Here is a 13,656-nt window from a genome sequence, read left to right on the forward strand (position 1 = left end):
CCATGGTCACGTCACATGCGTCACCCACCGTGGTGATCGTCGGGGCCGGACACGCCGGCGGCACTCTCGCCGGCATGCTGCGGCAGCAGAAGTTCGACGGTCGCATCGTCCTGTGCGGGGACGAAACCCATCCGCCCTATCACCGCCCGCCGCTGTCGAAGAAGTACGCCGACGACGAGTTCGTGCAGTGGCTCAAACCGGAATCGTTCTACGCCGACAACGAGATCGACACGCTGCTCGGTGATCCGGTCAGCCGCATCGACCGGGACGCGCGCACCGCGACGACCGTGTCCGGAACGGTGCTGGAGTACACGACACTCGTGCTCGCGACGGGCGCCGCGCCGCGGACGCTGTCGCTCCCGGGAAGCGATCTCGAGGGCGTGCTCAGCCTCCGCACCCTCGCCGACGCCACGATGCTCCGCGAGGCGGTGCACTCCGGATCGGCGCTGGCGATCATCGGCGGTGGGTACGTGGGACTCGAGGTCGCGGCGTCGGCCCGCGCCCGCGGATGCGACGTCACGGTGATCGAGCGGGAGGACCGGGTGCTGGCCCGGGTGGCGAGCCGGGAACTGTCGATGGCACTCACCGACTTCCACCGGAACCGCGGGACCCGCATTCTCACCGGGGCCGAGGTCCGGGGAATCACCGGCTCCGACGGCCGCGTCGCCGGGATCGAACTCGGTGACGGAACCGAGATCGCCTGCGACGTCGTCCTGGTCGGGGTGGGTGCCATCCCGAACGACGCGTTGGCACGCGACTCCGGACTCGAGTGCCTCGCCGGAATCGTCGTCGACGGGTCCGCCCACACCAGCGATCCGCACGTTCTCGCGATCGGGGACGTGACGTATCGACTGCACGACACGCTCGGGAAGATGGTGCGGCTGGAGAGCATTCCGAGTGCGGTCGAACAGGCGAAGCAGGCGGCGGCGGTCATCATGGGCGCCCCGCTCCCACCGCACGAGGTGCCATGGTTCTGGTCGGATCAGTTCGATCTGAAGATGAAGATGGCGGGCATGATCGGGCCGGACACGCAGCCGATCCTGCGCGGCGACTCCTCCGCCACGTCGTTCGCACTGTTCCATCTCGACAGCGACGGGATACCGGTGGCCGTCGAGACCGTGAATGCCGCAGGCGAATTCATGGCCGGAAAGAAGTTCATCGGGAATCGCACCAAGGTCGACCGCACCGCCCTCGCCGATCCCGCGACGCCGTTGCGGGAAGCCGCTCTCTGAGCATTCGATCCACGCCGGTCCCTGTCGGGCCGGCCCCCACAGACATGGAGTCATTGACGATGGAAGCACTCGCAGCAGTCGCGAGAGAACCCCACACCGAGTTCTCGCTCGAAACGATCACCATCGACGGACCGAAGGCCGGCGAGGTGCTCGTCGAGATCGAAGCGGTCGGCATCTGCCACACCGACCTCGCCGCACGCGACGGCGCCCTCCCGACCGCGCTGCCCGCCGTCCTCGGCCACGAAGGCTGCGGTTTCGTCCGCGCAGTCGGCGACGGTGTCACCAAGGTCGCCGCCGGCGACCGCGTCGCCATCACCTTCAACAGCTGCGGAACCTGCCCCTCCTGCACCACCGGGGCGCCCTCCTACTGCCACCAATTCATGCACCTCGCCTACGACGGAGTCCGCGAAGACGGCACCGGCCCGCTGTCGACCCCCGACGGCGAATCCCTGACCGGCCTGTTCTTCGGACAGTCCTCCTTCGCCACCTACAGCCTCGCGTTCGAACGCAACGTCGTGAAAGTTCCCGCCGACGTTCCCGCCGAACTCCTCGCTCCGCTCGGCTGCGGAATCCAGACCGGCGCCGGCGCCGTCATGCGCTCCCTCGACTGCCGACCCGGATCCGCGATCCTCGTCGCCGGCGCCGGATCGGTTGGCCTGGCCGCCGTCATGGGTGCCGTCGTGCAGGGCGCCGCCACGATCATCGCCGTCGAACCGCACCAGTCGCGACGCGATCTCGCCCTCGAACTCGGCGCCACCCATGTCATCGACCCCGGTGCAGGTCCGCTGGCCGAGCAAGTCCGCGCGATCATCCCCGCCGGCGTCGACTACGCGATCGACACCTCCGGCGTCCCGGCCGTCATCGAATCCCTCATCGGCGCCATGACCTTCCACGGCAAGATCGGACTCATCGGCGTCCCCGCCGACCCCGCAGCCTCGGTGCCGCTGAACATCATCAACTCCCTCGCCATGGGGCTGACGATCACCGGAATCATCGAGGGCGACAGCGTCCCCGACGAGTTCATCCCCGAACTCGTCGAACTGTACAAGGCCGGGAAGTTCCCGCTCGACAAGCTCGTCACCACCTTCCCCTTCGCGAAGATCAACGACGCGATCGACGCCCAGCACCGCGGCGAAGTCCTCAAACCCGTGCTCCTGCACGACTGACGACCCCACCACCGAACCTCGAGAAGGACACCCCGATGACGATCGACTACCCCGATCTCTACATCCGCGGCGGATGGGCCCGGCCCGCCGGCGACTCGACGATCCCGGTCATCTCCCCCACCACCGAGCAGCGCATCGGCTCCGTGCCGGAGGGCACCGAAACCGACATCGACGACGCCGTCGACGCCGCCCGCGCCGCACTCACCCAGTGGTCGTCGTGGACCGCGGCCCAACGCGCCGAGGTGCTGAACCGGTTCGCCGACGAACTCGAATCCCGCGCCGAGGACACCTCCACCCGGGTCAGCAGCCAGAACGGCATGCCCATCACCCTCGCCCGGCAGTTCGAGGGCGGGTTCCCACCGGTCCTGCTGCGCTACTACGCCGACATGGCGGCGAAGCAGGAAGACGAGATCCGGCCCGGCATGCTCGGCGGCTCCACACTCGTCACCCGCTCCCCGATCGGCGTCGTCGGCGCCATCGTCCCGTGGAACGTGCCGCAGGCCATCACATTCCTCAAACTCGCCCCCGCCCTCGCCGCCGGCTGCACCGTCGTCCTCAAACCGTCCCCCGAAACCGTGCTCGACGCGTTCCTGATGGCCGAAGCCGCCATCGCCGCCGGACTCCCCGCCGGTGTGGTCAACATCGTCCCCGGTGGACGCGACCTCGGCGCCTACCTCGTCGCCCACCCCGGGATCGACAAGATCTCCTTTACCGGCTCCACCGGCGCCGGACGCGCCATCGGCCGCACCTGCGGCGAACTGCTGCGCCCCGTCACCCTCGAACTCGGCGGAAAGTCCGCCGCCGTCGTCCTCGACGACGCGGACCTCGCCGCGAACATCGAGTCGTTCTACGCCGCCACCCTGCTCAACAACGGGCAGATCTGCTGGCTCGGCACCCGCGTCCTTGCACCCCGCTCCCGCTACGACGAGATCGTCGACACCATCACCGACCTCGCCAAGGGCCTGTCGGTCGGCGACCCGCTGTCCGACACGACCCAGATGGGACCGCTCGTGTCGTCCCGGCAACGCGACCGGGTAGAGGGATACATCGAGAAGGGCCGCTCGGACGGCGGACGCGTCACCACCGGCGGCCGCAGACCCGCCGACGCCGAACACGGATGGTTCGTCGAACCCACCGTCTTCGCCGACGTCGAGACCGGCCACACGATCGCCCAGGAAGAAATCTTCGGACCCGTCCTGTCGGTCATCCCCTACACCGACGAGGCCGAAGCCGTCACGATCGCCAACCACTCCGACTACGGACTCGGCGGCTCCATCTGGACCGCGGACCCCGAACGCGGCGCCCAATTCGCCCGGGGCATCGCCAGCGGAACGGTCGGGATCAACGGCTACTCCAACGACCCCACCGCCCCCTTCGGCGGCATCAAGAACAGCGGCCTCGGCCGCGAACTCGGACCCGAGGGCCTCGCGAGCTACCAGCAGCTCAAGAGCATCTACCTCGACGTGCGATGACCCCCCGGGTGCGGCCGTGCGACACCATGCACGGCCGCACCCACACCCACACGAGAGAACGGAAGACGGCGGTGACCAACGAAGAACTCGCCATGCTCGACTTCGCGGTCAAATGGGCACCCTTCGGCGGCGGCGACGAACACATCCTGCCCGAGTTCGGCGTCTACCCCGCCGTGTTCTACCGCAGGTTGCAACGTCTCCTCACCGGCCACTCCACCGTCAACGACAGCGTCCGGCGGCGGCTCGACGAACTATGCACCGTGAAACTCACACCCGCGCGCCCCGACAGGCGGAGGTCGTATTCGCGCGTTCGCACGATGCACTAGCTTGGATCCAACGCCGCTCGATGGCTGCCACGACACGGCTTTCGGCATTCGCGTCCGTCCTCCAGGGGAGTGCGAGCACCGTAACCGAAATCAGGCCACGGGCGACGAGGCCAGCGTCCGATCGGTCGTCGTAAGGCGGCGGGTTGCGCCGCCTGCGCAGCGCGAGACTATTGCCTTCGAAGTCGAAGGCGACGTCATCGCAACTCACGGGTCCCGGATCAGCGAAACTCAGGCCTTTCAATTCCGGGAACGGAAGCGCGGGCACGTTCACGTTCACCGCGACTGGCGGCAGCCCGGCATCGAGCAATCCGCCGATGACACTTGTGGCTACCCGACTGGTCGTGTCGAGACCGAGCACCGACTGCGCTTCGGTGCTGAATGCGGCGGCGCAGACGTCGAGGGATGCGGCCGTGAGCGCGGCGCCGACCGTCCCCGAATGCAGGACGAGCCGGCCAGTGTTGAATCCGGGATTGATACCGGACACAACCAGATCCGGCTTCCACCCGAAGGCGCCGCTGCAGGCGGCCCGGACCCCGAGCGCGGGTGGGGCATCCACCGCAAATGCCGCGATTCCGCTGAGGCCTCGAATATCTCGCGCCGACACCGTCACTCGATTCCTGTCCCGGATCACGCCGAGGCTGGATGCGCTGCCGCTGGACTCGGCGCTGGGAGCGACGACCACGACCTCGTGGCCGTCGCCCTCAGCTGCGGCAGCGAGTGCCGCAAGTCCGGCTGCCTCGATGCCGTCGTCATTTGTGACGAGGATTCTCATCCGGCGTCAGAGGAGGCGCGGTCGAGGAGTTCCTCCAACTGCGGAACCGATCCGGGATCGGGTTCGAACCCGAACGGGAGATACCACGCACTTTCCATCTCGACTAAAGGCTCGATTCCCCCGATCACTCTGGTGCTGATACGTTCACGGACGTCTTCAGGCGCCTGCCGGGCGGTTCGGAGGACACCGCGCACGACCGCCCAGAGTTTCTGCGAGGACGCGCGCAGATCCTGGGTATGTGCGTCCGCATCGGCGTGGACGGATCGCGCATCGGATACGGCGCGGGTGAGTCGGTCGCCGACGTCCGGAGAGATCAACGCGGCGTCGTCGAGAAGGGCCTGTGCGATGTCCATCTGGCGGCCCAGTTCGTAGCGTTGCCGGGCATGGATGTCGTAGACGCGGGTCCGCAGGAATTCGAGGAAATCGATCGTCAGTCGAAGCTGCTCGACGGCCTGCGGATCCAGCGGGTCGACCGCCGGTGCGACGGTGTCACGCAGCGACTTGATCGCAGCACGGAGGGTGTTCTCACTGTGGTCCATCATGTGTTCTTCCCCTTCAGGAGCGTGATGAGTTGGCGAGAGATCACCGGGACCAGTCCCTCCACGCGGGTGAGCAGGATGTCCTGGTGTGACTTTCCCAGCCGGGCGATGCGGTAGGAGGACGCCATCGTCGACACGATGATGGTGAAGCAGTTCAGGATCTGGTAGAACCGCAGCCGCTCCGGATCGACGGTGAGACCGGAGACCTCGGTGTATCGATCGAAGAACTCGTCCAGAGGGATGAGGCCACACACGAAGTAACGTCCGTCGGCGTCGTAGTGGCCCATCGTGGGGAGCGTGATCCATGCCAGGTCACGGTGCCGATCACCGATGAGGCCACGCTCCCAGTCCAGCCACCCCAGGATCCGACCGGACTCCTCGTCGAAAAGGAAGTTCCCGCTGCGGAAGTCGCCGTGGACGACACCGGCGACATCAAGGACGGGCAGATTGCTCAGCAGCCAGTTCGCCGTGATCTCCATGAGCGGGGAATCCTCGCCCCGGTCCTCTTCCCAACAGCGCAGCGCATGGTGCACCATCCATTCCGCCGACTCGGTGGAACCGGTGCGGGGAACCTGCAGATGAGTGAACGACCGGTCCGAGACATCGGTGTTGTGGATCTTGGACAGGTGGTCGAGGTACTGAGGTGCCAGCACCCTCCCGTGGTCCGGCCCGAAATCCGTACCGAGACCACTGATCCGCCCGGTTCCCGTGGCCGAAGGTTTGGTGACGCCCTCCACGAACTCGTAGATCAGCGCCGGTTCCGGAAACCATTCCCCCTCGGCGTCGAGGAAATGCGGTCTCGGCACCGGGATCACACCGTTCATGAGAGTCAACAGTTCGTGCTCACGAGCGCGGCTCGTCGCATTCGATCCCTCACTGGGGTCCATCCGAAGCACGAGATGTTCCGACCGACGGCGCCCCGCGGGATCGTCACGGTCGAGTGTGAAACCGATCTGGATCTTGGACACTCCCCCGGTGAACCAGTGCAGATCTCGTATCTCGAAGTTGGACGTACCGAGTTCGTGGCCGAGAAACTCGTCGAGGATCTTGGCCATCTCGGCGAGATCCGGGCGGCGATACGACGGGCCTTTGCGGCGGCTCATCTTGCGTGTGAGCATCGTGTCGACCTCACGCTCCGTCGGGTACTCCCGACGGACTGCGTCGATGAAATCCGGCGAGGGGTCGTCGCGGTCGTCGAAGTCGAGACCCCACGTCAGGTCGTGATCGTTCATGCGTTCAGCCCCCGTGCACGGCCGTGACTGGACATCCGCTCTGCCAGATAGTCCAACCCGTAGATGTCGGCCATCTCCCCGTATCCCACCTTGTCGCCCCAGTGGTAGCGGAAGACCCCCTGATAACTGACGTGGGAGGGGTTGAAGTTGTACCAGGGGTGGCTCGAGATCGCCGTGCCGAAGAACTCGTACTCCTTTCCTCGCGCATCGGTGATCCGGATGTGATTGTTGATTGCCAGGAGTTCCGTGTGTTCTGCTCGGATGTCGGCGTCCACCACGGGATGGACCTCACCGTTCTCCACGACGAAACCGAATCGGAGTTTCTCGTATCTGACCTGACCGTCTCGCAGGTCGATCAGGACGGCGAGGTGAACGGCCAATTCGGGCCCGAAGTTCACCGATACCCACGCCACCGAGCGGGTACCTGTCTCCGTGCGGGGGCCCCAGCTGTGGTCCATCCCGTCGTAGCAATCAACCTTGTATTTCTTGCCGCGCAGCTCGAGGTTTCCGGTGATGTGCCCCTTCACCTCGAAATGGCCGTTCTCCCATTCGTCACCGTGTCGACTGTCCGCCGTACTCCGGTCCGCCGCGAGGAGCGGATTCTGCTCGGGATCGCCCGGATCGAACGGCTCGTGCAGGGCCCGGAACGACAGGTCCAGTGAGCACGCACCCAGTGCGTTCTCGTAGCTGACGTCGTACTCCTTGGGTGTCGGAGCGTTCACGCTGAGCCCATTCCCCAGCGTGAATTTGGCGAAGGATTCGGGACAGGGCAGGTGTACCTGCGGATCGGTGAATGCGATCTCGTACGGCTGGGTGCAGAATCCCTTGCCGATGAGGATCGACGACGTGGCAATTCCGACATTCGGGCGGGCGAGAACGTACACATTGCCGAAGATGCCCTCGTCGGGGATGGCGAATGGCAGGAACATCGTCTCGGTCCAGGTCCGATCGTCCGGGTCCCTGGGATGAAACTCGGAGTCTGCATCTGTGATCATCGTGGTTCTCCTCGATAGGTGCGGTTGTGGAATGGATAGCGTTGGAACTAGGCCGTTTCCGGCACCCCGGCAGTCCGGCCGGTGCCGAGATACGCTTCGGCGATCAAGGATTCGTCCATCTGGGAGCTCGGCCCGACGAAGCCCAGCCGGCCACGGGACAGGACCGCTGCACGGTCGGCGACTCGGAGCGCGATCTGGCTCTGCTCGGCGAGGAGGACGGCTGCCCCACCGAGTGCGTCCCGGTGTTCGCCGAGGAATTCGTAGATCACCTCGACCATGACCGGGGCCAGGCCCATGCTGGGCTCGTCGAGCAGCAGCACCGCTGGTCGCGCCATCAGCGCCCGTCCGATCGCAACCATCTGCTGTTCGCCGCCGCTGAGTAGGCCGGAGGGAGTATTGCGCAAGCGCGCGAGGGGCGGGAAGAGTTCGTGGACACGGTCTATCGAGGCTTCGATTTCCCGTCGGGGGCAGCGTCCCGCTGCATGTGCCGCGAGCTGCAGGTTCTCCCGGACTGTCAGTGGCGCCACGACCTGGCGGCCCTCGGGGACATGGACGATCCCGGCGCGGGTGATCCGGTGCGTCGGAGTGGAGGAGATGTCCCGTCCGCCGAAGCGAATCTTGCCGTTGCCCTTACGGGCCTGATTGGTGATTCCGCGGAGCAACGTCGACTTGCCTGCCCCGTTCGGACCTATGAGAGCGAGGGTCTCCCCCGCGTATAGTGTCAGCGTCACATCCGTGACCGCAGATACGTGCCCGTAGGAGATGCTGACATCCTCAAGCGAGAGAACCGGATCCGATGTAGGCACGGATGACCTCCTTGGAATCGAGTACGTTGTCGGGTTTGCCTTCGGCGATTTTCCTGCCGAAGTCCAATACGACGAGCCGATCGCAGAAGGAACGCATCATCGCCACGTCGTGCTCCACCACGATCACAGCGACACCACGCGATCTGATGTCCGAGATCGTGTCGAACACGTCTTGCCGCTCAGTGGGATTCATACCTGCGGTTGGTTCGTCGAGCAGTAGTACGCGGGGCTCTCGCGCAAGGGCACGCGCGATCTCCACCCGTCGTCGCACCCCGTACGGCAGGCTGCCCACCGGGATGTCGGCGGCCCAGTCGAGACGATTTTCGGTGAGCAGATCTCGGGTCCGCTCGTGCACGTCGATGCCTGGACGCCGAGCGATGCCCAGCCGGACGTTGGTCGACACAGTCTCCTCGTCCATCAGTCGGATGTTCTGGAAAGTCCTGGCGAGCCCGGACTGAGCCGTGACGTGTGGGTGCCCCCAGAGTTCGGCGAAGTCGTGCTCGAGCAAGGTGCCGGTTCCGCTCTCCGGACGATAGACGCCGGACAACACGTTCAGGAGAGTCGTCTTTCCCGATCCGTTCGGGCCGATGATGCCGAGTACCTCCCCGGATCGTGCTTCGACGCTGACAGCGTCCAGCGCGTGCAGGCCCCCGAATGACATGACCACATCTCGGACCTCGAGGACGGTGTCGCCTGCGGGCCCGTCGTCCCGCACGAGTGGGAGCACCCGCTCCGCGGATGTCTCGTCCGCGCTGTCCGGTGGGAAGGGACTGCTGCGGACCGGCCACCACGAGCGGAGACTCCCGAGGATTCCGCTCGGCGCAAAGGCGACGATCAGCACGATCAGCACGCCGTTGACCAGTGCCTCATACGCGGCAAGACCGGTCAAGGCGACGGGCAGGCCGATGATGACGAGGGCGCCGACGAGCGAGCCGGTGACGAACACCGTCCCTCCGATGACCACTATTGCTAGTAGCTGGGTGAGTAGTTCGAAGCTGAACTGGCCCGGTTCCACGAAGCCCGACATGTGGACGTGGAGGGCGCCGGCGGCTCCTGCAAGGATCCCCGAGAGCGCAAACAACGCGGTCCGGTAGCGGACGACGTCGATTCCCTGGTGGCTCGCCATGAGGGAGTCCTCCCGCATGGCACTGATCGCGAGCCCGAATCGCGAACGCTTCAGTGCGATGAGACCCGCAACGGCGACGACGACCACGATGCAGATCACGAGATCGGTCGTGGTTCGTGGGATGCCCACCTTGCCCTGTGCGCCCCCGGTCAGTGGCAAATTCAGCACCGCCACCCGCACGATTTCCGCGAACGCGATGCTCGCAATGGCCAGGTAGATGCCGTTGAGGCGGTGCAACAGACCGGCCAGCAGCAGGGCGACGAATCCGGATGCGAGCGTCCCCCCGATGAGAGAGACCACGAACGGGGCCCCTGCATCGACGGAAAGTACAGCCGAGACGTACGCCCCGACAGCCATCAAACCGACTTGGGGCACAGCGAAGATTCCGGCGCTGAGCACAACGTAGAGCGACAGGGCAACGAGTGAGAGGACGATTCCGTCCCTGATCACGAAGTCGTACGCACCGAAGATCGAAAAGAACTCTGTCATGGTCGGGTCACACCCTTGTCAGTTCTGCGCGGGTCCGGAACAGACCTTCGGGCCTCAGAGCGAGGAAGAGGAGCATCAGGACGAAGACGACGAGATCGCGGTAGGTGCTCGACAGGTACCCCGTCGCATAGGTGGACACGATCCCGATGACCAGACCGCCGACGAGCATGCCGCCGACACTGCCGAAGCCGCCGACCACCATGGCTCCGAGCGCGATCACCAGGTAGGTCGAGCCGAGTCCGGCATCGATGACGTTGAACGCGATGGCGACGAACGACGCGGCGACACCTGCCATGGCGCCTGACGCGAAGAACACTCCGGCGCTGACGCGATCCACGTTGACGCCGAGAATCGCGGCGGTGTCCTTGTCGAAAGCGACGGTGCGGATCTCCCGGCCGAGCTCCGTGCGGGCGAGCAGCCAACTGGTCACGGCGACGATGACGAGCACCAGGCACACCATGATCAGGTGCAGGGTGGTGATCCGAACCGGGCCGATCGACAGAGGTGCACTGGTGAACGCGTCGGCGTTCATTCGCACGACGGCACCGTCGAGGTGGTGGTGTGCCAGCTCGACGAGCACGATGAGGCCGCCCATCGAGGAGATGAAGGCCGCCATCTCGCCGCCCCGGCGATGAAGGACTCGGCGGATCAGCAGGAAGTAGGCCAGCACGTTGAGTAGTCCCGCCAGCGCCGCGACGACCGGCAAGGCTGCCATGAGGGACCAGCCGAGTCGTGATGTGAGCTCCCAGGCGAAGATTGCTCCCCAGGTGAACACCGCCGCATGCGCGACGTGGAAGATCCGGAGATTTGCCATCACCAGACCGAAACCCGATGCATAGAGCGCATATACGCTGCCGAGAACGATCCCGTTGACGGTTTGCTGAAGCAGGAAGTCCATGGATTCACCCGGCCGATCCGGCGAGGACCATGGCTCCTCCGTCTGCGAACGTGGCCATGACCCCGCTCGAGATCGCGAGACCGTCCGCGGTCATTTCGAGCCCGAGAATCCCGTGTTCTCGCACCAGGTCCGAAGTCGAGGCAGCGGGAAGGAGGTCGCGCAGAGCGCTACCGTCAACGGTTCCATTCTTCTCTGCCTGGATCACGGCGGCCACTGTGGTCCAGCCGACCTGATAACCCAGGGCACCGTAGGCAGTGGGGACCTCACCGTACTTCTCCGTGTACCGTCGTTCGAAGGCGGTGGGATTGGTTCCGCCTGGCGCCCACACCTGCGGAAACTCGAAGCCTCGGGCCGAGTCCCGGGCCACCGTGTAGGTTTCACCGCTGATCGCAACCGTTCCGATCAGTTTCACGTGCTCGAATTCACCGGCGTTCTTCATCTGGAGGATGAGATTTCCGGCCTGGGCCGGGAGGACCGAGAGAACCACGGCATCGAGGCGGTCCCGCCTGAGATTCGCGAGCACAGCGGAGAAGTCGGTGTCCTGGGACGAAACCTCCTGCCGAGATGCAAATCCGGCCGGTAGCCCCTTCTCGGTTGCCTCCGCCAGAGTGGTGAAGGATGGATTGTCGCCGGCCACAACCAGACCGATACGGGTGTGGCCCTCCTCGGCCAGGCGACTGCCGACCGACATCGTGGGGGTGCTCAGATCGGTGAATCGGAATGAGTACCCGCCCGAGTTCTCCAATGCGCTCCCGGCCCCGCTGACCAGGGTGATCCGGTCTTCGTTCGCCAGGGGCGCCACCGCTTGACCGAGTGGGCTCTGCGAGTCCTGGACAACGAGTGGCACACTCTGTTGACGGAGTTTGTTGTACCCGGTTACCGCCGACGGTACGGCAGATTTGGCATCCTCGGTGAGGACCTCTATCGATACACCGGACTCGTCCAGTATCGGTTCGGCCTCGTGCAGAGCGAGTTCGAATCCTCGCTCGAAGGGCTTGCCGAACGACATCGCCGCGTCACCCGTGAGATTGGCGAGGAGCCCAATCCGGACGGCACCAGAGTTGTCACCGGCCGGGCCGCCACATCCGGTGAGTGCCAGAAGCGCAGCAACCATCGCGGCTGCACCCGCTAGTCGTCGCTTTCTCGTCCAGTTGACGGATCGCATAGGGACTCCTTGCTATTCGTACTCCGAAGCATGTGAGTTGGAACACGCTGGGCGCCAGTTAAAGCCGTCGTCGATTCGAAGGTCAAGAACTTCGGCCCGGACTCACGTCGCCGCATTGGAGAAGTCGACAAGGAGGGGTTCAGCTCCCTCGAATCTGCCCCACGTTCAACGCGCTACCCGGTCGAAGCCCGGCACCGCGTGGTGACCCTGCAGTCGGAGAATCAACAATGCAGTCTGGGCACTGAGCTGATCGTTCGAGTTTGCGGCCACGTCGAGACCGGTGATGTCGTGCACCCGCCCCAGTCGGTGTCGCACAGTATTTTCGTGCACATCCAGCCGCACTGCGGTGTCGCGCACACTCCGTCCACTATCGAAGAACTCCTGCAGGGTACGGAGAAGGTCGTTGTTCGACACTCCCCCCGCAAGTAAATCCCCGAGAACGTCGTACACGTACATCCGAACGGACTGTTCATTGCTGTTCGCTACGAGTAATCGTGCAGGCCCGAGTTCGTCACAGGCGATGGCGCGGTTCGATTCCGAGGGGTATCGGTCAAGGCACCGGGCAGCCTCGAATGCCTCCCGGTATGCCCGTCGGAGCTGACCGGGCCGGGTCACCGACGAGATGCCCGCGACGGCAAATCGGTCACCCATCCGGTCTAGGCCCTTGTTGACTGCCGCCTTGCAGCGCGCGATCACCGTCGCATTCCCGACCCCTGCCGGCGCCTCGATCGAGAGGATGACGCCCTCGGTGCCGCGAATCGTGAGGATGTCGACGTCGAGATCTTCGGAGATCAGATCACCGAGGCGGCCCGCATCGACTGCCGAACCCGACGACCGGCCCCGTTCCAGGACGAACGCGATGACCCGGTCCGCGGCCAGATCGACGCCGAGGTACTCCGCGCAAGCCCGAAGATCTGCATCGTAAGTAGTCGACCGAACCATCTGCCGCGCCAGGTTCGCACGTGCATTCCAGGCCACGCGGGCGATCCGCCGCTGGGAGACGAACTCGGCCGTCAGGTGGACCACTGCCCGGTCCACGGCCCACTGCACATGTGCAACGGACACGGATCCTTCGATCGGGGTGACTACCCATCCGAAGTGGTGGTCGCCGTCGACGACCGAACCGAGCATGTAGTCGCGGCCGCCCGTCCGCCCACCATCCACTCGCACGACGCCGGCAGGCGCGCCGACCGTTACCGGTCCTCCCGGCGACTCGAGTCGCTCCAGCGTAGGGATCGCGGTAGACGAAGCGCCCGGAGGGACGGCCCGGCTGATCACCTGCCCGGCGGGACCTATCAGGAATACCGTTGCCTCGAGCATGTCGGACAGAGCGCTGATCAGGCAGGACAGCGTCCCGACCGCTGCCGCGCGGTCGGCAAGCGTGGTTTCCAGTCTCAGTTTCCAGGACAACGAGGCCGGCGTCTCCTCTCGGGAATCG

At 65.3% G+C, this 13,656-nt stretch carries 13 protein-coding genes; 4 read left to right on the plus strand and 9 right to left on the minus strand.

Features of this window, described 5'->3' with window-relative positions; all coding sequences use genetic code 11:
• The first annotated feature begins 2 nt into the window (after nt 1–2).
• The 4 genes from I1A62_RS20920 (at nt 3) to I1A62_RS20935 (ending at nt 4,196) form a co-directional block, all read left to right on the plus strand.
• Nucleotides 3–1,232: an NAD(P)/FAD-dependent oxidoreductase gene (locus I1A62_RS20920; protein ID WP_219459646.1), complete on the plus strand. Its 1,230-nt coding sequence runs from the start codon at nt 3–5 to the stop codon at nt 1,230–1,232.
• A gap of 59 nt (nt 1,233–1,291) precedes the next feature.
• Nucleotides 1,292–2,398: an NAD(P)-dependent alcohol dehydrogenase gene (locus tag I1A62_RS20925; protein WP_219459647.1), complete on the plus strand. Its 1,107-nt coding sequence runs from the start codon at nt 1,292–1,294 to the stop codon at nt 2,396–2,398.
• A gap of 35 nt (nt 2,399–2,433) precedes the next feature.
• Entirely contained in the window at nt 2,434–3,870 is a 1,437-nt protein-coding gene (locus tag I1A62_RS20930) for an aldehyde dehydrogenase (RefSeq protein ID WP_219459648.1), read from the plus strand.
• Between the two features lie 71 nt (nt 3,871–3,941).
• Nucleotides 3,942–4,196 (plus strand): hypothetical protein, encoded by a 255-nt coding sequence (locus tag I1A62_RS20935; RefSeq protein WP_219459649.1) that lies wholly within the window; start codon nt 3,942–3,944, stop codon nt 4,194–4,196.
• Here I1A62_RS20935 and I1A62_RS20940 read toward each other — a convergent pair.
• The 9 genes from I1A62_RS20940 to I1A62_RS20980 form a co-directional block, all read right to left on the minus strand.
• Complete coding sequence (locus I1A62_RS20940) at nt 4,138–4,968, minus strand: 5'/3'-nucleotidase SurE (protein WP_219459650.1); 831 nt, start codon at nt 4,966–4,968, stop codon at nt 4,138–4,140. The two genes, I1A62_RS20935 and I1A62_RS20940, sit on opposite strands and share 59 nt — an antisense overlap.
• On the minus strand, nt 4,965–5,510 hold the full coding sequence (locus I1A62_RS20945; RefSeq protein ID WP_219459651.1) for a hypothetical protein: 546 nt from the start codon (nt 5,508–5,510) through the stop codon (nt 4,965–4,967). Before I1A62_RS20945 ends, I1A62_RS20940 begins: the two co-directional genes overlap by 4 nt.
• Nucleotides 5,507–6,739 (minus strand): phosphotransferase family protein, encoded by a 1,233-nt coding sequence (locus I1A62_RS20950; RefSeq protein ID WP_219459652.1) that lies wholly within the window; start codon nt 6,737–6,739, stop codon nt 5,507–5,509. Before I1A62_RS20950 ends, I1A62_RS20945 begins: the two co-directional genes overlap by 4 nt.
• On the minus strand, nt 6,736–7,734 hold the full coding sequence (locus I1A62_RS20955; protein WP_124393374.1) for a hypothetical protein: 999 nt from the start codon (nt 7,732–7,734) through the stop codon (nt 6,736–6,738). Before I1A62_RS20955 ends, I1A62_RS20950 begins: the two co-directional genes overlap by 4 nt.
• A gap of 47 nt (nt 7,735–7,781) precedes the next feature.
• Nucleotides 7,782–8,540 (minus strand): ABC transporter ATP-binding protein, encoded by a 759-nt coding sequence (locus I1A62_RS20960; protein WP_072937083.1) that lies wholly within the window; start codon nt 8,538–8,540, stop codon nt 7,782–7,784.
• Nucleotides 8,509–10,155, minus strand: coding sequence for an ATP-binding cassette domain-containing protein (locus I1A62_RS20965; protein WP_219459653.1), 1,647 nt, complete (start codon nt 10,153–10,155; stop codon nt 8,509–8,511). The genes I1A62_RS20960 and I1A62_RS20965 overlap by 32 nt, the downstream gene beginning before the upstream one ends.
• Nucleotides 10,156–10,162: 7 nt before the next feature.
• The gene (locus I1A62_RS20970) at nt 10,163–11,053 is read right to left on the minus strand and encodes a branched-chain amino acid ABC transporter permease (protein ID WP_124393376.1); all 891 of its coding nucleotides are present in this window, start codon (nt 11,051–11,053) and stop codon (nt 10,163–10,165) included.
• Between the two features lie 4 nt (nt 11,054–11,057).
• On the minus strand, nt 11,058–12,167 hold the full coding sequence (locus I1A62_RS20975) for an ABC transporter substrate-binding protein (RefSeq protein WP_219459654.1): 1,110 nt from the start codon (nt 12,165–12,167) through the stop codon (nt 11,058–11,060).
• Nucleotides 12,168–12,383: 216 nt separating this feature from the next.
• Nucleotides 12,384–13,628, minus strand: a complete 1,245-nt coding sequence (locus I1A62_RS20980) for a CdaR family transcriptional regulator (protein ID WP_219459655.1) — start codon at nt 13,626–13,628, stop codon at nt 12,384–12,386.
• Between the last annotated feature and the right edge of the window lie 28 nt (nt 13,629–13,656).

It is taken from the genome of Rhodococcus sp. USK10 (assembly GCF_019378875.1).
Taxonomy (GTDB): domain Bacteria; phylum Actinomycetota; class Actinomycetes; order Mycobacteriales; family Mycobacteriaceae; genus Rhodococcus_F; species Rhodococcus_F pseudokoreensis.